This window comes from Wolbachia endosymbiont (group A) of Ophion costatus (assembly GCF_963969245.1).
Classification (GTDB): domain Bacteria; phylum Pseudomonadota; class Alphaproteobacteria; order Rickettsiales; family Anaplasmataceae; genus Wolbachia; species Wolbachia pipientis.
Window position 1 is genome coordinate 922005 of record NZ_OZ017714.1, and the last position, 25540, is coordinate 947544.

The following is a 25540-nucleotide window of genomic DNA, read 5'->3' on the forward strand; positions in this document are numbered from 1 at the left end:
GTACACTAGCCATGCATCTGAACAGATACTGTAAATTAGCTATATTACATTAGCCCATCAGATGAGTTGTAATGGTTATAATTGTCTGATAAGTGATCTCTAACATCGTGACCTAACTCATTGGCATCAGGCTTAACTTCGTGATCTAACTCATTAGCATCGAGCTTAAACAAAGAAGGATTATCATCAGATTGTTGATTAGACTCTTTCTCTTTCGACCCAAATAACCATGAAAAGAGTGATGAGATAGAATCAATAATGGATTTAATTGCTGAAAAAATATTGGATAAGAAATTACTGGGTTGCTGAGTGTCTTGCTGGCTACTTTTTTCTTCTTCTACATTACTTTGTTCTACTTCATTTGATTTTTCCACATCTTGTTCAGGTTTACTTCTGCTTATAAATGTCTTATCTAGCTGTTTGAATATATTTTTGTCGGAGTTTTGAAAATACATTCGACTTATCTCCTTATTTTCATCAATGTAAATCACTAAAGTTGTATTATCGTTCCCCAATCCATCACATTCACTAACGAGCGATTCATGAGAGTTCTTAATGTCTTTGATAAATTGAAATTTTTCTTCTTCTGAAAAGTCCTTGCATCTTACGTTATAAGTGGTGCCTTTGTATTTAAAACTAAATATCCATCCACGGTCTTCATATTCATCTAGTCCAGAATTCTTGACACGTTGTATAATTTGAAATTTCTCTGCTTCTGAAAGATCCTTGAGGTATATACTACTAGTTGTATCTTTATATTTAAATTTAAACATCGATCCACGATCTTCATATTCATCTAGTCCAGAATTCTTGACACGTTGTATAATTTGAAATTTCTCTGCTTCTGAAAGATCTTTGCGGTATATACTACCAGTTGTGTCCTTATATTTAAATTGAAACATCCATCCACGGTCTTTATATTCATCTACACCCATCTGCTTGCAAATAGCTTTATAATTTTTTTCTTCTACCTCAAGTCCAATTGCATTTGCCATCAGCTGACTATTTTTATAGTCCAATTCTCTTACTTTTGTTGGGGAAAACTTGAATTGAAATACGTGACCAAATTCATGGGCTAAAACGTTGTCCGTATAAGCGTTTTTATAGAGCAATACGCTTTCTCCATTTGTCATCCCACCAGAAATATTGAGCGAAGATTGATTCCATGAAAACCCAGGAACCAAAGTGCCATATCCCTTATAATCATATTTATTATTAAAAACATAGGTATGCACAGTCACTTGAGTATCACTATCCATACAAAACTTTGTTTTATATGCCTCATAGGCATTTTGAATATCAAGCTTTATTTGATCTTGCTCCCGTTGCGATACATTGTCATAATGTATTACGCAATTCAACTTTCCATATTCAAAATTGAATTGATTAGGTAATACATCTTGTAATCCTACGTATTTTGTATTCTCACCAAAGTTTTTTGATTGTGCAATTTTATATAAATTATTACGGTATGTAATAGAGTTTCCGTTAGGCAACTTAGGTATCTGCGCAATCGCTGTTCCATTACTATCATAGAAGAAAATATCAGAATCACCAATCCTAAAATCCTTTATAGATTGCCCGCAAGTGCCATCATTTGCACAATCGTGATGATTTGGGTCAGTCTTCTTATAAAACCATGCGTTAGTGTATTTTCCCATTTTGATACCTCACTACCAAACCTTACTATATTATTATCTTGGTAAAAATCATAATAATTCGTTAACTTGTATTTTAAATCTGTATCAAATGTGCTTTTCTCGTAAGGTATCAATTGTGAAGTAATTAACTTTATTTGTTTAAAATTTTGCTAAAATAGCTCTTTTTATACTATGTTTTATATAGCTAAACTGACTTAGATTTACTGACAATTTGAAAAACAAAAATTCGTCATTCCGCTACTAGAGGTTGTCCACAAACCAAGGAATACGTAGTATATAAAGAAAGAATATTGAGGTAAGAGATGAGGAAAAAATATCCAACAGATTTAAGTAAAAGGGAATGGGCAAGAATAGAAAAACACTTCAGAGTATCGTACAAGAAAGGAGGAAGGCCACCAAAATACAGTAAGTGTGAGATAGTAAATGCAATTCTTTATATACTGCGCACAGGATGTCAATGGCGCTATTTACCACACGATTTTCCGCCGTGGAAGGCTGTGCATGAACAGTTTAGAAGATGGAAAAAGCAGGGAATTTTTGAGAAAATGAACTATGATATCACTAAATATAGTAGGTCAAAAATGGGAAGCCGAGCGCATGCATAGTGGACAGTCAATCGGTAAAAACCACGGAAAAAGGGGGGGCAAAGGTTATGATGGTGCGAAAAAGGTAAAGGGGAGAAAAAGACATATAATCACAGATACTCAAGGATTTGTGCTTGGTTGCTATGTAGGAGCTGCAAGCGAAAATGACAGAGATGGGGTGAAGATGGCATTGGACAATATGAAGGAAAAATACAGCAATATTAAGAAAATGTGGGCTGATATGGGATACCAAGGAAAAGATTTAAAGGATTACGTAAAGAGAGAATATGGGATAGATATTGAAATTGTCAAAAGGCCTCCATGTAGGTTTTGGGTGCATAAAGATACACCACTAGAACTATTGCCACAACGGGATCCTGGATTTTCAGTACAGCCGAGAAGGTGGGTGGTAGAGAGGACTTTTGCTTGGATCAATAGAAATAGAAGGCTATCAAAGGAGTACGATTTACTTACAACATCTACTGAAAGTTTCATATATCTGGCTATGAGTAAAGTTATGTTAAGTAGGGAATATGCTTGATTTACTGGTTTGTGGACAACCTCCTATAGTATTTTCTAAAACGAATGATAAACGTCTAAAATGGTATTACCAACTAAAAGGTGTAAGTCTGTACATTGATGCATTAGAGGTCTGAGGCGACTTTTGATGGTGTGCCAACAATGCTCTATCGGATTTAGATCTTACTATTACCCACAAATATAAATGTTTGTTGCATAGCTCTTAATGGCATAACTTTTGCTTGAAATAACTGTTTATATGGTGCAATTTACAGCTTTTAGTTGCTAAAATTATAACTCTTAGTTTAATAATTTTAATCTAATAAGCTTTCAGGTTAATAAAATTAAATTATTTGAGTAAATACAATACTATGTTTTTATTTGTGGGTAATAGTAAGGCTTAAAGCAAAATGTAGTACGAACGGTAGGTGGATCTAAAAGATCGAATTACAATCCTGTATACAGCATTTTGCATTATTGTTTGATTATATTTATAGGTACAAAAATGGCTAGAATAATTTTCATGGGAGTAGATGTTTCCAAGGAAGCATTGGACATCTCAATTAATGGCAAGCATAAGCGCATAGCAAACGTGAGTGATGCTATATCTAAGTTTATAGAAACAAATATAGTCGATTTACCCATCAAGTTATATGTAAACTGGTGGCTATGAAAAGCTCATTATAAAATTGTTGCAAGATAACTGTCCATAAAGCTCACCCGAATCGGGTATATGCATTTGCCAAAGCTTGCAATCATTTTGCAAAAACTGACAAGTTAGAGGTTGTCCGGAAACAAGTAAATTCAAGCATATTCCCTCTTTAACATAACCCTACTCATAGCTAGGTATATGAAATTCTCAGTGGATGTTGTGAGTAAATCATACTCCTTCGATAGCCTTCTATTCCTATTAACCCAAGCAAAAGTCCTTTCTACAACCCATCTTCTTGGCTGTACTTTAAACCCTTGTTCTCTTGTTGGTAGTAGCTCAGGTGGCGTATCTTTGTGCACCCAAAATCTACATGGAGGCCTTGTAACAATTTCAATATCTATGTCATATTCTTCCTTTGTGTGATTCTTTAAATTTCTTCCTTGGTATCCCATGTCAGCCCACATTTTTTTAACTTTAGTATATTTTGTTCTCATATTGTTTAATGCTATTTTAATACCATCTCTATCATTTTCGTTAGCAGCGCCTACGTAACAACCTAGTATAAAACCCTGAGTGTCTGTAATTATATGCCTTTTTCTACCCTTTACTTTTTTACTTCCATCATAGCCTTTGATCCCCCCTTTTCTGTAGTCTTTACAGATTGACTATCTACTATACAGGCACTCGGCTGCTCATTCCTTCCTATTTTTCTTCTACTATATTTTGTAATTTCATAATTCATTTTCTCAAAAATTCCCTGCTTCTTCCATTGCCTGAACTGCTCATACACAGTCTTCCATAGCGGAAAATCATTTGGTAAATACCGCCATTGACACCCTGTACGCAATACATAGAAAATTGCTTCTAATATTTCTCTTTTGCTATACTTTGGCGGCCTTCCTCCTTTCTTGTATGATACTCTGAAGTGTTTTTCTATTCTTGCCCATTCCCTTTCGCTTAGATCTGTTGGATACTTTTTTCTCATCTTTACCCCGTACTAAAATTTCAGATATTATAGCCTTTTACTTGTTTCCGGACAACCTCTGAGAAGAAAGTTTAAAATTAAAAAACAACAAACAGATAATAGAGCTGTAGCTCCCAATATACTAGATCAAAACTTTATTGTTGATCAACCAAATAAAGTATGGGATTACTTACATCAAAACCAAGGAGGGATGGCTATATTTGGCAGCAATAATTCTCACGTATGGTAGTTAATGAGTAGTGCAATAAATAAACAATTGGTTATGAACTCTTTATTAATGGCCATTAATAGGCGTAAACCTGTTAAAAATCTACTGCTGCACAGTGACCAAGGTTCACAATATACTGCGCAAGGGTATCAATATCTCTTATCCATAAAAAACATAGATGAGTCATAAAGGTTGTTGTTACGACAATTCTGTTGTGGAAAGCTTCTTCAGTTCTCTAAAAAGGGAGTTACCAATAGACACCTCTCGGCACTCTAAACAGCATATCAAAACTGCTATATTTGAATATATAGAAATTTTTTATAACAAACAACGTCACTATTAACTATTGCATTCCTGAGCATTTTGATTCATCATTCTCTTTGTGAAAAACATTCCAAACTTTCTCTCCACTTTTTCTGGGTAAGGTCACATGTCAATGGCTCCATAAGTTCACATTCTATTCCCAAACTTTTTTTAACTAACTTTAAAATCATAGAAAATACTGTCGAAAAAGGAAGTTTTCTTGTTCGTGTAAAACTCAACACAATGGATTTTCTGAAAAGTTTTCGAGTATATTGCATTTTTAATTTGTAAGATAAGATCTTTTCCTTTTTGCATGCCTCACCTAAAAAAGACACATTTTAAACTTTTTTGTTGCAATAAAATAGAAACAAAAGTGCTGTCCCTTGCACTCTTTGGATAATTTAATGATAAAAAATTTGGAGAGAAATTTTATACACTATCGCTGATATTTTTCCTTAAGTTGACGCCATTGCCTGAACGGATACATGACAAATCTATCGTTTATCAAATCGTCGGTAAGCCTAAAGCTATAGCCATTAAGCACGATAAAGAAAATCATTCATAATCGCTATAGCAACTAGTGTAGACACTTGACGTTCCTTGTGATTTGATAAATAGAGGTTTTTATCTGACTTCACAACAAGGGCTTCTGGATGACTTTGAAAGTGAACATTACCATGCTTATCTTCAATAGCCTCTATTACCCCCTCACTGGAAAATGCTGCAACTTTATATCCAAGTGACTCCAATTTTCTTCTATTTTCTGGTGTATTACTTACTGCTCCTGAATGAGCATCTGGAAAATATGTTGAAAACCAGCCATTTTCATTAGGTATTAGGAATTTGGCTACTACTTCTGCTAAACGACTATTTGGAACGATCTTTATCTGCTGGAGAGGTACATCCTCTTTCTGTGGATTAGGTGCTGATTTTAAATGAGATCTTCGTTTCTCTTCATCACTAACAACACTCACTACTTCAATTCCCTTTGCATTCATTATGCCTTCACATATGCCAAGCAAATGAATTACAGGGTTATCATCCACTATTTTTACAATTGCTTCAGTAACAAGCTGGCGACAAGGAGTGGGTGCTGAGTGTAAATTATCCGGAATAAATATTCTATTTATTTTGTGCTCTTTAACAAACTTTGCAACTTCAACTTTTATTCGGTCTAATGTTAGCTTCTTTGCCAATGTTTCATCTTGTTTTGCAAAGATAAGCGACTTTTCTTGGATTTCTTTTAAGTTAATTATTTTATTGTAATCAATGAGTACGTTTTTAACTCCAAAGTTATTAAACATCTCGTAGATATTTTGAGATAGCCCAAGCTCATGTGCTTCTTCCGTTTTCAACAAACCAACAACTATGTCATTATTTACTGTATTTTCTGCCGTCAAGACAGTTGACGCTGGTTCTTCTTTTCTGGTTACATGTTGAGATGCCGGTTTTTCACTAACGCCAGCATAAGTAATATTGCTTAATAATAGAACTATAATTAATAAGATATTAAATAGTTTATTATAATATTTATATACCATGACTTGCCTCCCTAATATTTATATTACGATATAGAGTATTTTATAACAAAAAGGCAAGTTCGCCAAGAAAGAGAAGGTGGCCTGAGCAGGAATCGAACCAGCGACACAAGGATTTTCAGTCCTTTGCTCTACCAACTGAGCTATCAGGCCAACTGTATACTTTTATTTTTAGATAAAAAATGTTATTATGTCTATCAAAAGTTTTTAAAGTAGTTTATAAAAATAAAGGATGAACATTAATGACAAAATAGGAATCTACCCTGGCACATTTGACCCTATAACTTTTGGGCATCTTGACATAATCAAAAGAGCGTGTAAACTGGTCGATAAATTAATAATAGGGGTTGCAGAAAACGTTAATAAGCATACTGCCTTTGACACAAAGCTACGCACAAGCATGGCTGAAAATGAAATTAAAGGACTAGGAATTGATGCAGATGTTATATCTTTTAATGGGTTGCTAGTGAAGTTTGCCAAAGAGCAGAATGCTTCTGTTATTATTAGGGGATTAAGAGCAGTATCGGATTTTGATTACGAGTTTCAAATGAGCTGGGTAAATTATAAACTTCTTCCTGAAATCGAAACCATATTTCTTCCTGCTTCTGAAGATACTCAATTTATCTCATCAAGCTTTGTAAAGGAAATAGCAAGATTAGGAGAAGATGTTAGCAAATTTGTATCAAAAGGTGTTCAAAACGAATTGATTAACCTGAATAGGATAAAAAATGGAGAATAGTGCTTGTTGTTTTTTATTTCTGAATGGGTATATTCAATATATAAAATGTTATAAGCTAAAGGAGCAGCATGTCAAAAGTGAGGGTTAATAATAGAAAAGTTTGTTGTCATGGTGATGAGAATGATGAGGGTTCCGGCCATCCATTAATATATTTAGATATGGGAGAAGAAGAGGAAATAGCCTGCCCTTATTGTGAAAAGACGTTTGTCCATGACTGCACTGTAGAAGCGGTTGGGGAGCTGACTAGGGATGAGCTCTAATGGCACTTCTGCAGACTTAGCTTATGTAAATAGCAATAAGAGGGGCAGTAAAAATGAAACTGTCCATACGGTCGAGCACTCCCCCATGGCCAGGTATCATATTTCCACTATCTTTAACACCGTAAGCTCTTTTAACAAGCGACTCAGTGAAATCGCCAAGTTGCGCTAGAATAGCAATTGCAAGGCCAATGATTGGAGAATAAAAAATTGAAAATAGACCAAAAAATATTGATCCAAAAATTGTGCACACTACTCCAGCTAAAATCGCACCAAGAAGTCCTGCCCAAGTTTTTCCAGGGCTAAGAATTGGGCAAATTTTAGCTCCACCAAAATTCTTACCAAATAGGTAGGCAGTAACGTCAATTCCCCAAATGGTTAAGACGAACCATACTAATGCGTATTTTCCTTGTGGTAGATTATATAAATATATTAATGAGGCGCTTGGTAGTGCAATCAATAATAATGCAAAAACGTATAAAATTTTATTTCCTTGGGTTAGATTATACCATTCAAAAGAAGATAAAACTGCTATTGAAAAAATCAATAGGTAAAACGATAAATCACTGAAATATGTAGCAAAGGAAAATATGAATAATATTACTATTGAGGACAACATTCTAATTATAAAATTATTATCTACCATATTTTTTCTCTCTTTTTGTATAATCTTCTAATGCTTTACTCAAATCTTGACAAGAAAAATCAGGCCATAAAGTATCACAAAAATACAATTCAGCATAAGCTGCTTGCCATAATAAAAAGTTGCTTAACCTTTTTTCGCCACCAGTGCGAATTAATAAATCCAATTTTGGCAAATCTTTAGTATATAGAAATTTTTCAAATTCCTCTTCTGATACATAAGCAATATTTTCTTTTATAATATTGCTTATAGCTTGTGTAATTTCTTGCTTTGCTCCGTAACTGACTGCCACAGTGAGTAATAAACCATCGTTCTTATGTGTCATTTCTTCTGCTTTTTTAATTTGATCCAATATTTTACTGGGTAACAGACTTAAATTGCCAATAAAATTCAACTTAATGTTACAATTGTAAATGAAATTGACTTTATCTTCATTAGTTAAAACGGAGTAAAATAAATCAAATAGACAGTCAGTTTCGTTTTTAGGTCTAAGCCAATTCTCCATAGAGAATGCATACAAAGTTAAGTAGGGTATAGTTAAGTCCGTACAATACTTGGCAATATCGTATGCAACTTCACTGCCCTTTTTATAACCATCAATTTTTACTCTTCCTTGATTGTTTGCCCATCTACCATTACCATCCATAATAATTGCTAAATGTTTCGGTAAAGATTCTTGATTCAACATTTAAATTTAACCTAATTTTGACTTGAGTGAAATTTTTTGGATTTCAATGGACACCTGGAAGGTGTCAGCTACTTGCATGACAGGAAGAGAGTTACTGTAGTGACACCAATAGTTGATACTTGAATGCAAAATTGGTGTCATCCCAGTGCTCCGACACTGGGATCCAGGAAATTTGATTTCAAACAAGTGCATCAGATAGTTGTATAGTAAAGGCTGGATTCCAGTGTCAAACACTGGAATGACATCATTTGCTATGTAAGCTTTCTCCATATCATTTAGTGATTCAGTATATCCTTTTCTTTGATGGACAATTCACCATCAATCTTTTTTATATTATCATCAGTAATATTTTGTATTTCCTTCTTAGCACCATGAAAATCATCTTCTGAGATTTCTTTATTTTCCTTCATTTTTTCTGTTTCTTCCATAATATCTCTACGTATATTTCTAATGGCAATCCGTGCATTTTCAGCAAACTGATGCAATAATTTCACTAATTTTTCACGGGTTTCTTGTGTCAAGTCCGGAAGAGCTATACGTATGGTATTGCCCTCAACAACAGGATTTAAATTCAAGTTGGCATTTAATATAGCATTTTTCACTTCACCGACAACATTAATATCCCAAATTTTAATTGATAGAGTTTTGTTATCTATAACCGAAACACCTGCAACCTGATTTAACTTTTGATGTCCACCATAGATATTTACAACTATACCATCAAGCAACGATGCGCTAGCTCTACCAGTGCGTACGCCTTTAATATCATCATGAAAGGACTGAATAGTTTTTAGCATTCTTTCTTTTGTTTTAGCTTTTATTTCATTTAACATAAATTACCTAATGTTTACAATCTGAAACTATAGTACAAGTACCTTGACCCTTAATAATATTGACTATTTTTTCTCCCTTCAAAGAAAAAACTATAATTGGAATAGAATTCTCACGAGCAAGTGAAATTGCTGATGCATCCATAACTTTTAAATCACGAGTCAATAAATCCGTGTAAGAAAGCCTATCATACATTACAGCATCCTCATTTTTTTTCGGATCAGCGGAGTATACACCATTTACTTGCGTACCCTTTAGAATAACATCACAATTCATTTCAACAGCACGTAAGGCTGCAGCTGTATCTGTAGTAAAAAATGGGTTGCCTGTGCCTGCTGCAAAAATTACCACTCTACCTTTTTCTAAATGACGAATAGCTTTCCTTCTGATGTAAGGTTCGCATACAGTGGCCATGGGTATTGCAGATAATACCCTAGAAGCTACTAAATTTTTTTCTAAAAAGTTTTGTAAAATTAAAGCATTGATTATAGTTGCAAGCATTCCAATATAATCACTGCTTGCTCTTTCACAACCACTTAAAGACGCAGATGTGCCACGAAAGATATTACCACCACCAACAACAATACATACCTGAACTCCAAGATTACAAACTTCAACTATGCCTTTAGATAACTCACCTATAGTCTCCATATCGTGACCAAATTGCTTTGATCCCATCAAAGCCTCACCAGAGATTTTAAATAACACCCTGGAATATTTTATTTCGCTTTTTTCATTTGTTGAAATAAACATTTTTTGCTATTTAATCTGCATCACCCAAAACAAGTAACTTGTAATTAGAGAGTTTAACAGCACTCAACTCGCTTGATTTTATAAAATCAGAAATCTTCATCTTATCATCCTTTATAAATTTTTGCTCCAGTAAAACAACTTCTTCATAGTACTTAGCCATTCGTCCATCTACTATTTTTTTTGCTACTTCTTCAGGTTTATTTAAGCTCCTCACTTGCTCTTCAATTATAGAACGTTCGTTGTTCAACTTCATTTGATCTAAATCATCTATAGACAAGGCTTCAGGCTTCATAGCAACTACATGCATAGCTATTTGTTTCCCAATCTCTTGTAGCTTCGCCTTATCACCAGATGATTGCAATGCAATTAAAGCACCAATCTTACCTAAGCCATGCGCATCACCATGTACGTAGCCAGCAATAACTCCATCCTTAGCTTCTAAGTAACAAAGCTTGCTTAACTCTAGCTTCTCACCAAGAACTGACGTACCATTCATAATAGCTTCCTGCACTGTGCCAATGCTTTCATACTTGGCATTTTTTAACTCATCAACGCTAGTACAGCGTTCTTGATGAGCAATTGATGCTAAATTTAAAACTAACTCTATAAATTTCTCATTCCTTGCGACAAAATCGGTTTCGCAATTGAGTTCAATCAATACACCACAATTTTCAGTCAAACACATAGCAACGAGCCCATCTGAAGCTACTCTATCAGATTTTTTGTCAGCTTTAGCAAGACCTATTGTACGTAACTTATCAACGGCTTTCTTAATGTCACCATCACATTCTTCTAATGCTTTTTTACAGTCACTTAAGCCAAGCCCTGTTCTATCACGTAATTCTCTTATATCATCTGGATTCATCTTCATTTGTTACTACCTCCCTTTCTTCTTCTTTGTAAACTTTACTACGTCTCCTTTTAGTTTGCACAATACCATCTTCTTTTTCTTGAATAAACTCATCACCCCTTATATCATCAATCTTAACTCCAGATTTTGCTAGACTAGACTCTATTCCAGCTAATATAGAGTCGGTAGCTAATTTACAATAGAGCTCTATTGATTTTCTTGAGTCATCATTTCCAGGTATTAGATAAGTAATACCATCTGGATCAGAATTAGTATCAAGTATTGCAACTATTGGAATTCCTAACTTCTTAGCCTCCTTAACCGCTATATGCTCTTTATTAGTATCAATGATGAATAAGATATCAGGAATTGCTCCCATTTCTCTAATACCGCCAAGCGCCTTATCAAGCTTTTGCTTTTTCTTTTCAATGTTTCCCAATTCTTTCTTTGTTAAAATGCTATCCTCGTCATTTAATATTTTCTCATATTGCATCAAGGTTTTTATCGAAGAAGAAACAGTGCCCCAATTAGTAAGCATACCACCAAGCCAACGATGATTCACATAATATTGACCACAACGAATCGCTTCACTTGCAATAATATCAAAAGCTTGAAACTTTGTACCAACAAATAGAATGCGACCACCTTGAAATGCAACGTCATATAAAGCCTTCATGGCCACCTGTAGCAATGGTAGTGTTTTTCGCAAATCAATTATATGTATACGATTTTCTTGATGCACTCCATATATGTATGGAGCCATTTTTGCGTTCCAGCGACTAATTTTGTGACCAAAATGTACACCAGATTCAGCTAAATCACGCACAGTGACTTTAGGCAAATTTGTCATATATCATTCCTCCAAATAGTTTATCTTCCATGGCATAACCCTAATGGGACTACTTGTACAAGCCATGTGTGAAATTAAATTATTTACATAGTAATAGAAAAGACAGCAAAGCGCAAACAAAAAATATTGACAAAGGGCAACATGTTTATTAGCTTTAAATTTGAAGCCCGAAAACGCTAAAAAGAAATTAGGGGGGTGTAGCTCAGTTGGTTAGAGCGCATGCCTGTCACGCATGAGGTCGTGAGTTCAAGTCTCATCACTCCCGCCATATTAGTTTTAGCATAACTTAGAATTCGCAGTATTATTGCCGGTATTGAGAAACGCCTTCACCAAACTTGACATGGCATGGTGTTGTAATTAATACTTAAATAGGTTTGTTTTTATCATTAACAATTAGGATTAAATATGCTCATTTCTGAAGTTTTTGCAGCAGATGCAACTAGCAATACATCAAGTATCGGCGCATCTTTTGCTAGTTTTACTCCATTGATTTTAATATTTGTGGTATTTTATTTTCTCATTATTCGCCCGCAACAAAAAAAACTAAAAGAACATAGAAAGATGATAGATCAAATAAAACGTGGTGATACAGTCATTACTTCTGGTGGAATAATAGGTGAAGTTAATAAAGTTGATGAGGCAAATGCACAATTTATAATAGAAATAGCACCAAAAGTTGAGATAAAAGTTCTAAAGTCCGCTATATCTCAGGTTTTAAGCAAAGAAACTCAAAAAGTAGCAGCTAAACCAATTAAAAAGGTAAAATCGAAAGAATGATAAAAAGAATATAAATCAACCAGTAATAAAGGCAAAAATGCTTAACATGTTTAGAAAAAAGTTTGTTTGGTGATCCATTTGTGTGCGGAATATTTGGTGTAGTAAGTAGCGGTGATTCAGTAATACCAACCTTACTAACTGGGTTACAAAAATTGGAATATAGGGGATATGATTCCTCAGGTATAGCAATCATAAATAACGAAGGTAAGATAGAAGTCAAAAAATCAGAAGGTAAAGTCGAAAGGTTATGTGAAGTTGTTGATGACAGCAAGATGTCTCACAGTACAGTTGGTATAGCACATACTCGCTGGGCTACACATGGAGTCCCAGGCCTTAAAAATGCTCACCCCATTCGTACAAATAACGTTGTTGTTGCTCATAACGGCATAATTGAGAATTACAATCTGCTAAAAAAGGGCCTAGAAGAAAGGGGCATGTCATTCCATACTGACACTGACACAGAGATCATACCAAACATGCTAACCTTATATCTCGATGAAGGATTGTCGCCATTTGATTCTCTATTTAAGTGTTTAAACAACCTACACGGCTCATTTGCCTTGGTCTTATTATTTGCAGAATATCCAGACGCCTTATTTGTTGCGAAGAGAAATTTGCCTTTAGCAATAGGCTATAACTGTAACACAGTGTTTGCTGCATCTGACTCTAATGCTTTAAGTGCATTTGTGGAAAAAATATCGCATTTGGAAGATGATGACATTGCAGTGATAAAATCTAGTGGAGTTAGTATATACAACAATGGTACACAAGTTAAACGCAGTATAGAAAATAGTAGTCCAAGTGATTTTCTAATTAGCAAAAATGGTTACCCTAGCTTCATGTTAAAAGAGATTTTTGAGCAACCGCGTGCATTAAACAAAACAATAAATCAATTTTACAAGCAATATAAAGAGGTAATATTTGCTAACAAAAAATTGTTTTCTGAGCTGAGTTACATTACTATAGTTGGATGCGGGTCATCTTATTTTGCTGGGCTAATAGCAAAGTATTGGCTGGAAAATGTCGCTCAAGTTCGAGTATATCTAGAAATCTCATCAGAATTTAGGTATAGCAACGTCAAGCTGGAAGAAGGCAGCATTGGGTTATTTATCTCTCAATCTGGCGAAACTGCAGATACCATAGAAGCGCTGCGTTATGCGAAATCACAGAAGCAAACAATCATAAGTATAACTAATACATTTAGCAGCAGCATTGAAAAGATCTCAGATATTGTGTTACATACTCTTGCTGGGCAAGAAATTGGTGTTGCTTCAACAAAAACCTTTTCTGCGCAACTTGCAACTTTAGCATGCTTTGCCGCGGAGCTTGGAAAAATAAAAGGTATACTGGGTGGAGAGAGAATAAAACAGCTAAGCAACGCTATTAACTCTATTCCCAAGTATGTTGAGCATGTTTTAAATGTGATGAAAATACAACATATATCAGGCAGCATATTAGAACACAATAACGTTATTTTAATTGGCAGAGGAAGTTCATACGGAGTTGCAATGGAAGGCGCATTGAAAATAAAAGAGCTTTCATACATCAATACCATTGGTATTGCAGCGGGAGAAATGAAGCATGGTTCTATTGCTTTAATAGACTCTACTGTGCTTGTTATAGCAATTATCCCTTATGATGATTTATTCTTTAAAACGCTATCTAATATACAAGAGATTATTGCAAGAAAAGGCAAAGTAATTGCCTTCAGTGATAAACAAGGAGCGCCATTCCTAAGGGGAGTTTGCGCAGATGTGGTGCAACTTCCAGACACTGATAACTTTATCTCTCCAATCATCTACAGTGTTGCTATGCAATTCCTTGCTTACTTTACTGCAGCAAAAAAAGGGTTAGATGCAGATTGTCCAAGAAATTTAGCTAAGTCTGTCACGGTTGAGTAGTTCATTTAAAGTTAAAGCTAAACTTCTAATTAAGGTAACCAGACTGCATTCTGTGATTTTTAGCAAAACACGATACACAATCGTCATTCCGCTACTAGTTAGCGGAATCTATGCCGAGATACCGCGAATGAATCGCGGTATGACGGTTCGCGGTGGTATGACGGTTAAGTAATTCGTCATCCCGCTGCTTGTTAGCGGGATCCAGAGATACCGCGGCGGTATGACGGTTCGCGGCGGCATAGCTATCTTCAAAAATATGGTTGAATAATTGTTAATAATAGTGTATAATTATTAATATTTTTAAGCACTTTGGCTATGGCTTTATCTAAGTTTCTCGACCCTAAGCTGGATTTGACCTTCAAAAAAATATTTGGCACTGAAAAAAATAAGAATATTCTCATACATTTTTTGAATGATATTTTAGGGTTTACTGAGATAAATACTATACAAGAAGTGGAATTCCTCAGTACTATAATGGATCCTGAAATTGCATCTGATAAACAAAGTATAGTTGATGTTCTTTGCAGGGATTCTAGTGGGGCCAGGTATGTGATTGAAATGGTGCGACCTGAAAGTCTTCGGTCATATTGTTTAAAAGGAGAGGAATTCATTCAGAAAGAAACTGAAAGGATTCTAAAACTTATTAAACCAGATGTTTTGCCGTCTGAGTCTACGCATCAGTGCGAATCGGGCAACCGGTTGGTGCCAAGCGATGCGGACAATGAACCTCCTCTTGAAAAAGAAGATGCTCAATCGTGAGAGGGGCATAAATTGCAAGCATCATGTGGTTGGAGGGCTAGGCTAGTGGTATGGTGAACGTAAGTGAAGCTTTATAAGTACCGATACGATGAAAGAGCTAAAGATGCTGATAAGCTCTGACCAAAAGGTAATGTGGATAAGTTACATTTTTCATTTCTAGATGTACGCAAATAATAACTCCACCGGTATAGAGAAGCCACCTAACCCACTATTGTATGACTGGAGAAACAGGGTAAGCCTGTATTTTCGCCTACATGGCAAGCAAACCGCAAGGAATGCTGATGGAAGTGCAGGTAAAGGAGAATGGAGAAAGCGAATGCCATTTTGTAACGAAATGGATAGAATTTGTAACATTAATTCGCGTGAAAACGAGCAGACTTCCGTTTGGTCCCTCGTGACAAGAAACTTTGTTAACCACTTAAGGTAGGAAAGCAGATGATTACAAGTAAACCTGTAAGTGCATCTACCAAAAGCTTTGAAGCATGGAAGCAGTTGCCATGGAAGAAATGCCAGAAAGTTATTGTGAGGCTACAAAGACGTATTGTTAAGGCTGTCCAAGAAGGAAGATGGGGTAAGGTAAAAACTTTACAACATCTTCTCACACGCTCTTTTAGCGGAAAAGCTTTGGCTGTTAAGAGAGTAACTGAAAACCAAGGAAAAAACACAGCGGGTGTAGATCGTCAACTATGGTCAACTTGCAATGCTAAATTTCAAGGAATAAAGCAGTTAAAGCAAAGAGGATATAAACCTTCTCCGCTAAAACGGATTTATATCAGTAAATCTAATGGCAAAAGAAGACCTCTTGGAATACCCACGATAAAAGATAGAGCCATGCAAGCATTATATCTGTTTGCTCTGGAACCGATAGCTGAAACGATCAGTGATCGTCACTCCTATGGCTTTAGACCTAAAAGATCCTGTGCAGATGCTACAGTAGCTTGTCATTTGTTACTGGCAAGTCGTAATCAACTACAATGGATACTTGAAGGTGATATCAAAGGATGCTTTGACAACATTAATCATGAATGGCTTATGAAGCATATTCCTATGGAGAAAAAAATTCTGCATAGTTGGTTCAAAGCTGGCTTCCTAGAATCAAAAACTCTGTATCCCACAACTGCAGGTACCCCGCAAGGTGGTATAATTTCTCCAATACTAGCCAATTTAGCCTTAAACGGACTTGAAAAGTTATTGGAAAGTCGATTTGGTAAACTCGGCAGTAGAAAAAGAAACAAAATCAGAAGTGGAGTGAATGTAATCAGATACGCAGACGACTTTATTATTTCAGGTTTCACACATGAAGTACTGGAAAAGGAAGTTAAGCCTTTAGTATCATCTTTTCTTCATGAGCGAGGTTTAATTCTGTCAGAAGAGAAGACAAAGATTACATCTATCACAACAGGGTTTGACTTTCTTGGTTGTAATGTACGTAGATATAATAAGAAGTTAATTATTAAACCTTCGAAAGAAAGTATTAAAAGACTTCTTAATAAAGCACGTACATTGATAAAAGCAAATATAGCGAACACTCAGGCTATAGTAATTAAGTCACTCAACTCTCTACTGAGAGGATGGGGAAATTACTATCACCATGTGTGTGCTAAAAAAGCGTTTAGAAAGATCGACAATGAAATTTGGCATAGTTTATGGAAATGGGCAAAGAAAAGACATCCTCGTAAAGGATTACGTTGGATAAAGAATCGTTACTTCAAAGTAATGGGTCAACGCCAATGGGTTTTTGCTGCACCCCTATGCAAGAACAAACCAAAAGAGATACGGTATTTAAGACTGCTTAAGCTGATTGATATACCTATCAGACGACATGTTAAAATCAGAGCGGATGCAAATCCCCTTGACTTAAAATGGAAAAAGTATTTTGATGAGAGAGTGAAACGAACAAGAATGTTAGCAAGCTCTTTCTCAAGAGAAGGTTCTCTACTGTTGGTGTCACCATTAAGAATGATGTTTCCTGAGGAATCATGAAGGACAAGCCGGTTCTAGAAAAGAAGAACTTAGATAAGGGGCTCAAGCGTAGTGTTGGGAAACCTGCATGCTGCGTTTCTAAGGGAGGGGGTAGTAGTAATACTGCTTCCTTACCTGACCAGTTCACTAAGACTAAGGGCTTCGAAAAACGTGCTCAATATTATGCTGCTAAAGCCTACTCAAGTCAAGCTGATCAAGGTGATGATTATCATAACCTTAAAGAAATTATCTTTATTGCTGTTGCTGATTGTATTATTTTTCCAGATAAGGCTGAGTACAAATCTAATCATGTCATTTTAGATCAAAATAGCTTTGAACATGACTTAAAGGATTTTTACTTTGTATTCATAGAATTACCAAAATTTACAAAGACAAAAGAAGATCAATTAGAAAATATAGTAGAAAAATGGTGTTATTTTTTTCGTTATGCAGCAGAAACAAGGGAAGAGGATCTAGATAAGATAGTTGGTAGTGACGTAATAATAAAACGAGCTTATGAAGAGATGAATAAGTTTAATTGGTCAGAAGAAGAGTTACTAGCATATGAGCAAATGAAAAAACGCATAATGGATGAGATTGCTGCTTTTGCTCAAAAATTTGATGAGGGTCTTAAGGTAGGTCAAGAAAAAGGTAGACAAGAAGGCATCCAAATTGGCCGTGAAAAAGGTAAAATTGAAGGTAAAATTGAAGTTGCAAAAAACTCACTCAAGGCAGGTGTCTCTATAGATGTTATAGCTCAAATTACCGGTCTCTCTCATTCTGAAATTTTACAACTCAGGGAAAAAACATAATATTCCTACTTATTCACTTCAACATTTATGAAAACCTTCTCTAAGTTAGAAATATCCCCTAATTAAGAATGGCTTTGTTGCATAGCACTGATAGGCATGTAAATCACAGTGAATTTACGCAGCTAATTTAAATTTAGCCATACCTATATCAGTAAATTTGTTCAATAAGTAGCACTTAATTAACAGCTCTTTTTCACGATTTACCTCTGATTTATTTTTCAAGCCAAACCCAAATATTTGCTTCAACCTATAGAAAAAGACTTCAATATAAGACCGTGCTCCATACTTAACTTTTTTCTTCCATTCATTAATACCATCTTCATAATTCTCATATGACCTAATTCTACTAATATACTTGTTTCTTTCTGATAAGTAGTCAGCTAAACAAATTTTAGTATCCTTCCTAGGGCGAATAATAAGCACAATATTGTATTTTCTGCATTCTTTATACACACTTTTTATATCATAAGCCGCATCTGCTCGAATAGAACAAATGTTATATTTATCACTGACTTCTTCTAACATATCGCAGACCGGCAAATAGTCTACAGCAACACCACTAGTGTAGTTCATGCTTATTGCTTTCTTATCATTTATGTTTAAAACAACATGTAATTTTCTTACTTGACCATAACCACTGTATTTTCTTTTTCGAATATTAAGATTACTATGCCCACCGTTATTATTGTAGATACTAACTCTAGTGCTATCTACGGCAATTTCAACATTTTCCAGATCATCTTTATTGCTTCTATGGTCATCAATCTTCAAATTAAGCTTTTTAAATCTTCTGGAAGCTTGTGTATAGCTGATAATCTTAAGTTTTTTGCCTATTTGTACCATATAACCTTTTACAAAACCTACAGCTTGTCTCAAGCCAATTCTAAAAAGATGAACTATTATATGTATTAAAATTACAACTTTATCACTATAAGTGTTATTGCCACCTGCAACTTTTGAACTATTTTCATACCAATTTTCTATGGCTTGATTAACAAAATGAAAAACATTTCCTCTTTTTTTTAGAAACTCATTATATTCTCTTTGGTTACTTACTCTCATTTTTTGCGGCATAAGTTATACTTGTTTGAAAAATGCCTATTTTACAACAAAATGCGTTAGTAACCATAACCTTTTCTCCTTACAATAACCTCAACCAACACTAGCTATGCAACAAAGCCATCCATAGTTGGGGTCAATAGTACGGGTTACAGCAACTATCAGATTAGCTTGTGGTATAATATCTGTTATTGATAGGCTGAGATATCTTTGGATCATTGAAGGAACTCCCAGGTCGATAACACGCCTCTTGTGCTTTGGAACTGCTTCTGCTATCGGGGTTTTCTTGTATAGGATGAGGCGTCACACTCCGCTTATGCAGAAATTCCCCCACTTTAACTTTACCAGTAATGCTAGCATCATCATAGGGAGTATAACCAATTGAGTCAACCACATTCAAACTAGCCCCTACTTCTACTAGAAATTTTACTATATTCCACTCACCATTAATGGCAGCAGAATCAAGGGGAATTAGACCATATATATTAGCTACATTGAGACTACATCTTTTTTGTACTAGAAACTTTACCACATCAAGATGACCAGATGCTGAGGCAAAATGAAGAGCAGTATTAGAATTTCTACTGGGCAGATCAAGACAGAACCCTTTTTTTTGCATAAATTTTATTATATCCAATCTACCAGCAACAGCAGCGTGGTGAAGAGGAGATATGTCACACCAATCAGATAATTTTTGATCATCCTTACTTTTACATAGCAGAAACATCGCATCTAACTCACCAGACATAGCTGCATAATCTAGAGAAGAAACCACAGTTCCCCCGCCATAAGCAATTGTAGCCAAATCTGCCAAAAATCTTCCATTACCGTGTAGAGTAACGAATAGAAAAAAAGGTGTAGAACCATATTTGTCAGGTGTAGCTACCAACATGGGACACTTTGACATTAGGTACACGATCAATTCATGCCTCTTAAATATAACAGAAAGATGAAGAGAAGTAAAACCGTGCTCATCATGATATGAGCCGGAATAGATATTGTGTAGAAACACTGATACTTCAAATGAATCACTTGCAATAGACAAATGAAGAGGATTTAAGCTATACCTATCAAATGTGCTGACTCTAGCACCCCTTTTGATTAGAAATTTCACGATACAAAGTTCATTATCTTCCACAGCGTAATGCAGAGGAGTCTTGCCATCTCTACAAACAGCATCGATTTCAGCCCCTTGTTCGACTAGAAACTTTACCACATCAATTTTATTACCTTCCACAGTGTAATGCAGAGGAGTCTTGCCATCTCTACAAACAGCATCGATTTCAGCCCCTTGTTCGACTAGAAACTTTACCACATCAAGTTTATTACCTTCCGCAGCGTAATGCAGAGGAGTCTTACCATTTTTATCAGATATGTTAAGACTAGCAAAATTATCAACCAGCAATTCTACTACACGCAAGCTTCTGCAGTTTGCAGCATAATGGAGAGGAGTTGCGCCACGTTTATCAGCTTTCTTGCAATCAGCACCCTCTTTGATTAGGAAATCGATGGGATCAAACTCACATTCAAGCGGATCACTAAGAACAGCAGCACGATGAACAGGGCCCATACCATCTTTATCAGTGATATTAATCAAACCAGGGAATTTATTGACTAAAAATCTTAATGTTTTTAATGAACCAAACGAAATACTATGAAAAAAGATATCTGCAAGGATTTCATTACTGTCAATATCTTTAGTATGAATATCTGTTTGACTCTCTAGTAGCAAATTCAACAGCACCGGGTCATCTACTTCAGCAGCAAGATAAGTGGGATTTAGACCATCCTGATCAGCTAAGCGGGCCAAGAATGGATGTCGTTGCAGTATTTCCGATAGAACTTGGGCATCTTGAAGTAAAACAGCCCAATGAGCAGGGTTTTTACCATCGTTACTAAGAAAAAGGGTAGGAAGATCTTTACGTGTTTCACCTCTGAGTAGAGATTCAATTTCATCGTATGGATCTACGCCAAATAAATCTTGGAGTATTTTTCTATCCTTTTGCGAGGTGTAGCGCAACCTCTTTTTACTGTATACTGTAGGCAAATCATTTACTAGCTTTCTCTTTAATGTGGTGGGAGATTTTCGTTTATCAGGTCCAAGTACACCATTACCTGACAAGCTTAGGGTAGAATCGATATCATCACCAGGCCCCCCTCCTCCATCATCATGTCCTCCTGTGCCACCAGGCCCCCCTCCGCCATCATCATGTCCTCCTGTGCCACCAGGCCCCCCTCCGCCATCATCATGTCCTCCTGTGCCACCAGGCCCCCCTCCGCCATCATCATGTCCTCCTGTGCCACCAGGCCCCCCTCCGCCATCATCATGTCTTCCTTCACCATCATAACGCATTCCCTTAATGCAATCCTTTACTTCCTTGAAACCCGCGGATACTACTTTTCGCAAATTTTCTATATCACCCTTCTCTGATGATTTGGCAGCTTCGATTTCTCCTATTATTAACTTGATTTCGTCTGCAAAATTGATTTCTGCTAAGTGATAACTACCCTTATAATCCTGCTGCAAGAAAGACTCATCCACAGATAACGTAAAAACGTTACAAAACTTAGGTAAAGATTTACTCTCCCCTTTCTCAAAACTAAAAGGCAATCTGATGCCGTACTCGGTAATAAGATCCTTATAATAAGAAAATATTTCCTTTTCTGATACAAATACAGCTGTTCTATCATATATTTCATTAGCGCTCACATCTTTCCCATTGTATTTAAATAAAGAAGATGATTCATCAGAACTACCAAAAACAACTCCTTTTATCATCAAATCACATGATAGACATTGAACGTCGTCCTTTTTACAAATATAGTCCAACACCCTGAAAGCGGCACAAGAGGATAAAGTTGCTATTATTTTAGCGTTTGATTTGCATTCTGTGACCAACTGGAATTGTTTTTCGAAGGCCTGAAAAATCCTAATCCCAGACTCTAAGAGCAAACCTTCTAAATCACCAGGAGGGTTAGATTGAACGAGTCTGTAAAAATTCTTGAGTTTTGCTATTTCAGGAGTAGATAAACCTTTAAAATCTTTAGAAAATCCATTCAGTAAGAATAATAACGGTTGAAGTATAGTGAAAATGGACTCTGTAGACGACAAAAAACTTGATAAAAATTCCCGCGTGAAATAACTCATCTTTTTTTCTAGCGAATCTATATCCATTGAGAGCAACTGAACAGTAAATAAAGTTAATGCCCTCCTAAAGGGAAATAACTTGGCTAGAGAAATTTTTTGCCTCTGTTCACTGAAAGGATGAAAAAGAAATTCATAAACTTTATCTGTTTTCTGATGTAAATCCTGCAAAAGAACATGATCAACTTCATAAACCTCTTGTAGATCAGCTAAAGTCCTACTACAATGAGAAAGTCCTTCGATAGAAAGACTTGAGAAGCCTTTTACTAACCTCTGCAAATCTCCAGTAAGTTCCCAATTAGAGCTGTTTATTGTGGAGTAAATATCCGACGAGTATTCCATACAGATCGCTTCTGTGATAGAGTGTTTATACTTTTTTTCCTCACAAAGTTCTACCTTTCTGTAACATGCGTTGCCAAGATATGGGAGATACAACTTATCGTCTTCTATCTTCTTAAGATCTTTCTCCCAATCAAAAAGAAGGCGGTAAGAGTAGTCATGGTCTTGAAACCCACGTTTTGTAATAAAGGTAGGTTGAGGAATATAATAATCGTCACCAACTTTAATTCCTGTATCTCCAACGAATTTTATAGTATTAACATATGTTTTGTGTCCAGAAGAGAGATTAGGAAGCAAAGTAGAAGAAGAGATGTGCTTTTTTGGATGACCAAGGAGAACCCCATATTGATTGTTTTCAACTGAGAATACAAGTTTTTCATATCGCACGCAATAGTCGATTATCCTTTCTACCATATCTTCCGCTATATCATCAATTGCATTATAGAGTTGATTTGGTTCTTTATCAGCAAGAAGCGAAAATTGTTCTTCGAAAACTAGAAAAATACTCATAGCAGATTTAATTAAAACACCCCTAGCTTTTTTCGTATCGCAATCATAGGCGTGTAACAGAGAACTTAATTTTTCAACCCTTTGCTTTTGAGTGAATCTTCCAATAGTGCTAGATAAACATTTCAGTACTTTAGCGAAAGGTTTACACCATACCGCCTGGGACGGTTCTGATCCATCGATAAAATCGATAAGGCGATTAGAAGTCTGAGCATACTTACCTATGCCATAATTTCGATCCCACAACCTCTCAGAGTATATTCCAATAGCCTTTTCAAAAGTCTTAACAAATTGTGCGCAAAAAATAGTCATGAGCTGGGGTATTCCTTTCAAGATTGTTAGTGGTAGTTCAGGTGCTGAGGATCGAAAAAATTCTCTATTCATCTCAGAAATATCAAATTTTCGATCCCATGTTACATGCGTTTTACTTCCAAGACGAACCCTATTATCGTAACTTTTAATCAATTCTTCCGCTGCGATTTGTGATTTTTGTTCAGTAACATGTTTACCTACATCAAAAAGTTCACTGGATTCGTGCAAATTCATTATACTCCGTAAAGGCTTTGCAGATAACTTTCTTCCTTTCAATGGCTCAAGAAACTCTATTCCTCCGGTATAAACGGTCATTAACGCATAATATACTGCCCACCAACCACAATCGTTACCATTTATTTGTTGCCCAGTCAGATGATTGGTATAATTAAAAGCTATTTCATCTCCTGTACAAAAAGGTAATAACTTGAGAGGAATATCAACTTCCATAAACTCTATACCATTAATCAAGCCTTCCTTGATTGTTTTAGGAATTCCTTTTTGAGCGAAAGAATCAAAAAAGAAAAACCTATTCTTATCAGAGGATATTTCTTTACCAGTTACACTTGTATATTTTTTAGGTAGCAAAACACAGCTAACCCAATGAAGACCTCCACTTTCTTTATCACTACCTTTAGAATCTTTAGCAAAAACTGATTTGGTGTTAGCCACAAAAATAAAAGGCTTATCTAACTCAGTACTATAATGAGAGTTTAGTATAGAACCATCCCTAGTTTGCCTTTTACAGACATGTTTAAGTAAATCTCTGGTAGCTTCTTCTGTGTCGTATCCAAAGTTAATAGGAGAAATATAATAGGCAAGCTGATTATCATTTACTGCCTGATTCATAAAACGGTTTATATTATCAATATCTGACCATACACATGAATTACCTGAATCATCACTATCGAATATTACTTGATTTAGTCTATGGTAAATATCACTTGCAACGAAAAAATCTTGATTAAATTGAACTGGTACTTGCAAACTCTCTTCTATTCCTTCCTGAAGATCACAATTTCCTACATCTTTAACCGAAAAAGGAATATTACAATTTATTAACCCATAAACCTCTTCCCTAGAAACTTCTACAGCTTCTTCAATATCTTTTTCTAGGTTCTTAAGAAGTGGTACAAAATGCATCTTGTAATTTACTACGCGAACAACATTATCCCCTTCACCTTGTTCACTTTGAATAAAGTATTGATTTTCTGTGGACCCTTTTATAGGCTCTTCCAGCAGTTCTATCACTTCAATTTTCACTTTGTATTTCGCACATATCATTCTTCCTTCAATATCCAGTCTACCCCATATTGGTGGAGAACTAGATTCTGTAGCCATATTCTTAATGGCTTCTAAGTATTTAAAAAAGGACTTAATATCGTCTTGTTTATTATATCCATTTTCGCTTATCACTTCTCCATCCGGATCTTTTTGAGGTACGAAATACTCTTCAGCATCTCCTATTATTACATTATAAACCCACTGATCTGGATTTTTGTTTGCTCCAGCGTAATCTGCGCAATCTTTTCTTAATGATTTTGCAGTGAAATGAAAACCTGGTTTTATATTTAGCTCATTTAATCCTTGGGCCACAGAGTCAAAAAAACAATCTCCTGTTTTAAGTGCCACGCCTATTTTTAGTTCATTAGGGTAAAACATTCTTAGTTGATTCAACAAATCTTCAAAATTTTGTTTTTTTTGCTGGTCTTCTTTCTGAGCTATCTGTTTAAAGATAGAGATAGGGTCTCTCTTTACTCTGGTATTATTACTTTGAAACACTATACTACCCTAATCATATCAAACTTTTAATATGATAGTTGAAAAGCTTATTAAAGCAAGATATTTTTCTAAAGACCTACTGCGAATCAAGCGATAAAAAGAAGGAAAGGAGGATGACTAAAAT

At 35.5% G+C, this 25540-nt stretch carries 22 protein-coding genes, 2 tRNA genes and 3 pseudogenes; 13 read left to right on the forward strand and 14 right to left on the reverse strand.

Annotated features, from left to right (window positions below):
* Positions 1 to 44 precede the first annotated feature (44 nt).
* Positions 45 to 1661, reverse strand: a complete 1617-nt coding sequence (locus tag AACH21_RS04530) for a hypothetical protein (protein ID WP_338482300.1) — start codon at positions 1659 to 1661, stop codon at positions 45 to 47.
* A gap of 302 nt (positions 1662 to 1963) precedes the next feature.
* On the opposite strand from AACH21_RS04530, the pseudogene AACH21_RS04535 reads away from it, so the two are divergent.
* Positions 1964 to 2786, forward strand: a pseudogene (locus AACH21_RS04535) (IS5 family transposase).
* A gap of 483 nt (positions 2787 to 3269) precedes the next feature.
* Entirely contained in the window at positions 3270 to 3437 is a 168-nt protein-coding gene (locus AACH21_RS04540) for a hypothetical protein (protein WP_153296805.1), read from the forward strand.
* A gap of 131 nt (positions 3438 to 3568) precedes the next feature.
* On the opposite strand, the gene AACH21_RS04545 is transcribed toward AACH21_RS04540, so the two are convergent.
* A protein-coding gene (locus tag AACH21_RS04545; protein WP_338482219.1) for an IS5-like element ISWpi1 family transposase occupies positions 3569 to 4401 on the reverse strand; the annotation gives its coding sequence in 2 pieces (ribosomal slippage) (positions 3569 to 4032 and positions 4032 to 4401; 834 coding nt in all).
* A gap of 232 nt (positions 4402 to 4633) precedes the next feature.
* On the opposite strand from AACH21_RS04545, the gene AACH21_RS04550 reads away from it, so the two are divergent.
* Together AACH21_RS04550 and AACH21_RS07145 are read left to right on the forward strand one after the other, a co-directional pair.
* On the forward strand, positions 4634 to 4798 hold the full coding sequence (locus AACH21_RS04550; protein ID WP_264705526.1) for a DDE-type integrase/transposase/recombinase: 165 nt from the start codon (positions 4634 to 4636) through the stop codon (positions 4796 to 4798).
* Positions 4788 to 4952 (forward strand): IS3 family transposase, encoded by a 165-nt coding sequence (locus tag AACH21_RS07145; RefSeq protein ID WP_081600772.1) that lies wholly within the window; start codon positions 4788 to 4790, stop codon positions 4950 to 4952. Before AACH21_RS04550 ends, AACH21_RS07145 begins: the two co-directional genes overlap by 11 nt.
* A gap of 67 nt (positions 4953 to 5019) precedes the next feature.
* Here the strand turns inward: AACH21_RS07145 and AACH21_RS04555 are convergent.
* The 3 genes and pseudogenes from AACH21_RS04555 to AACH21_RS04565 all read right to left on the reverse strand — a co-directional run.
* Positions 5020 to 5227, reverse strand: a pseudogene (locus AACH21_RS04555) (IS4 family transposase); the annotation flags it as partial.
* Positions 5228 to 5448: 221 nt separating this feature from the next.
* The gene (locus tag AACH21_RS04560; RefSeq protein ID WP_410529908.1) at positions 5449 to 6312 is read right to left on the reverse strand and encodes a gamma-glutamyl-gamma-aminobutyrate hydrolase family protein; all 864 of its coding nucleotides are present in this window, start codon (positions 6310 to 6312) and stop codon (positions 5449 to 5451) included.
* A 218-nt stretch (positions 6313 to 6530) separates the two neighbouring features.
* Positions 6531 to 6603: transfer RNA gene (locus AACH21_RS04565), tRNA-Phe, on the reverse strand.
* Positions 6604 to 6682: 79 nt separating this feature from the next.
* Between AACH21_RS04565 and coaD the strand changes: the two genes are divergently transcribed.
* Together coaD and AACH21_RS04575 are read left to right on the forward strand one after the other, a co-directional pair.
* Entirely contained in the window at positions 6683 to 7189 is a 507-nt protein-coding gene (coaD, locus tag AACH21_RS04570) for a pantetheine-phosphate adenylyltransferase (RefSeq protein ID WP_006279325.1), read from the forward strand.
* 68 nt (positions 7190 to 7257) lie between these two features.
* The gene (locus AACH21_RS04575; protein WP_006279326.1) at positions 7258 to 7449 is read left to right on the forward strand and encodes a zinc-finger domain-containing protein; all 192 of its coding nucleotides are present in this window, start codon (positions 7258 to 7260) and stop codon (positions 7447 to 7449) included.
* 16 nt (positions 7450 to 7465) lie between these two features.
* Here AACH21_RS04575 and AACH21_RS04580 read toward each other — a convergent pair whose 3' ends face one another.
* The 7 genes from AACH21_RS04580 to rpsB are packed head-to-tail and all read right to left on the reverse strand — an operon-like array spanning position 7466 to position 12061.
* Positions 7466 to 8092, reverse strand: a complete 627-nt coding sequence (locus AACH21_RS04580) for a phosphatidate cytidylyltransferase (RefSeq protein ID WP_077188153.1) — start codon at positions 8090 to 8092, stop codon at positions 7466 to 7468.
* The gene (gene uppS / locus AACH21_RS04585; RefSeq protein WP_006279327.1) at positions 8082 to 8777 is read right to left on the reverse strand and encodes a polyprenyl diphosphate synthase; all 696 of its coding nucleotides are present in this window, start codon (positions 8775 to 8777) and stop codon (positions 8082 to 8084) included. Before uppS ends, AACH21_RS04580 begins: the two co-directional genes overlap by 11 nt.
* 6 nt (positions 8778 to 8783) lie before the next feature.
* Positions 8784 to 9047 carry a hypothetical protein gene (locus AACH21_RS07150; RefSeq protein WP_410529735.1) on the reverse strand — a complete coding sequence of 88 codons (264 nt, stop codon included), beginning with the start codon at positions 9045 to 9047 and terminating at the stop codon, positions 8784 to 8786.
* Positions 9048 to 9052: 5 nt separating this feature from the next.
* Complete coding sequence (frr, locus tag AACH21_RS04595) at positions 9053 to 9610, reverse strand: ribosome recycling factor (protein WP_006279983.1); 558 nt, start codon at positions 9608 to 9610, stop codon at positions 9053 to 9055.
* A 7-nt stretch (positions 9611 to 9617) separates the two neighbouring features.
* On the reverse strand, positions 9618 to 10355 hold the full coding sequence (pyrH, locus tag AACH21_RS04600; protein ID WP_410529909.1) for a UMP kinase: 738 nt from the start codon (positions 10353 to 10355) through the stop codon (positions 9618 to 9620).
* 16 nt (positions 10356 to 10371) lie between these two features.
* Entirely contained in the window at positions 10372 to 11232 is an 861-nt protein-coding gene (gene tsf / locus AACH21_RS04605) for a translation elongation factor Ts (protein ID WP_006279981.1), read from the reverse strand.
* Positions 11213 to 12061, reverse strand: coding sequence for a 30S ribosomal protein S2 (gene rpsB / locus AACH21_RS04610; protein ID WP_010962661.1), 849 nt, complete (start codon positions 12059 to 12061; stop codon positions 11213 to 11215). Before rpsB ends, tsf begins: the two co-directional genes overlap by 20 nt.
* A 191-nt stretch (positions 12062 to 12252) precedes the next feature.
* Between rpsB and AACH21_RS04615 the strand changes: the two genes are divergently transcribed.
* The 7 genes and pseudogenes from AACH21_RS04615 (at position 12253) to AACH21_RS04645 (ending at position 18272) form a co-directional block, all read left to right on the forward strand.
* Positions 12253 to 12329: transfer RNA gene (locus tag AACH21_RS04615), tRNA-Asp, on the forward strand.
* Between the two features lie 137 nt (positions 12330 to 12466).
* Complete coding sequence (gene yajC, locus AACH21_RS04620) at positions 12467 to 12838, forward strand: preprotein translocase subunit YajC (protein ID WP_338482310.1); 372 nt, start codon at positions 12467 to 12469, stop codon at positions 12836 to 12838.
* Positions 12839 to 12918: 80 nt separating this feature from the next.
* On the forward strand, positions 12919 to 14739 hold the full coding sequence (glmS, locus tag AACH21_RS04625; protein ID WP_338482819.1) for a glutamine--fructose-6-phosphate transaminase (isomerizing): 1821 nt from the start codon (positions 12919 to 12921) through the stop codon (positions 14737 to 14739).
* Positions 14740 to 15054: 315 nt separating this feature from the next.
* A pseudogene (locus AACH21_RS04630) lies at positions 15055 to 15300 on the forward strand (PD-(D/E)XK nuclease family transposase); the annotation flags it as partial.
* 358 nt (positions 15301 to 15658) lie between these two features.
* Positions 15659 to 15925 carry a hypothetical protein gene (locus AACH21_RS04635; RefSeq protein WP_338482311.1) on the forward strand — a complete coding sequence of 89 codons (267 nt, stop codon included), beginning with the start codon at positions 15659 to 15661 and terminating at the stop codon, positions 15923 to 15925.
* An 8-nt stretch (positions 15926 to 15933) separates the two neighbouring features.
* A complete protein-coding gene (gene ltrA / locus AACH21_RS04640) occupies positions 15934 to 17481 on the forward strand; it encodes a group II intron reverse transcriptase/maturase (RefSeq protein ID WP_338482312.1) in 1548 nt (515 codons plus the stop codon).
* The gene (locus tag AACH21_RS04645; RefSeq protein ID WP_338482313.1) at positions 17478 to 18272 is read left to right on the forward strand and encodes an Rpn family recombination-promoting nuclease/putative transposase; all 795 of its coding nucleotides are present in this window, start codon (positions 17478 to 17480) and stop codon (positions 18270 to 18272) included. Before ltrA ends, AACH21_RS04645 begins: the two co-directional genes overlap by 4 nt.
* 114 nt (positions 18273 to 18386) lie before the next feature.
* Here AACH21_RS04645 and AACH21_RS04650 read toward each other — a convergent pair whose 3' ends face one another.
* Both AACH21_RS04650 and AACH21_RS04655 read right to left on the reverse strand, forming a co-directional pair.
* Complete coding sequence (locus AACH21_RS04650; RefSeq protein ID WP_338482314.1) at positions 18387 to 19346, reverse strand: IS5 family transposase; 960 nt, start codon at positions 19344 to 19346, stop codon at positions 18387 to 18389.
* A gap of 151 nt (positions 19347 to 19497) precedes the next feature.
* Positions 19498 to 25416 (reverse strand): ankyrin repeat domain-containing protein, encoded by a 5919-nt coding sequence (locus AACH21_RS04655; RefSeq protein WP_338482315.1) that lies wholly within the window; start codon positions 25414 to 25416, stop codon positions 19498 to 19500.
* Positions 25417 to 25540: the final 124 nt, after the last annotated feature.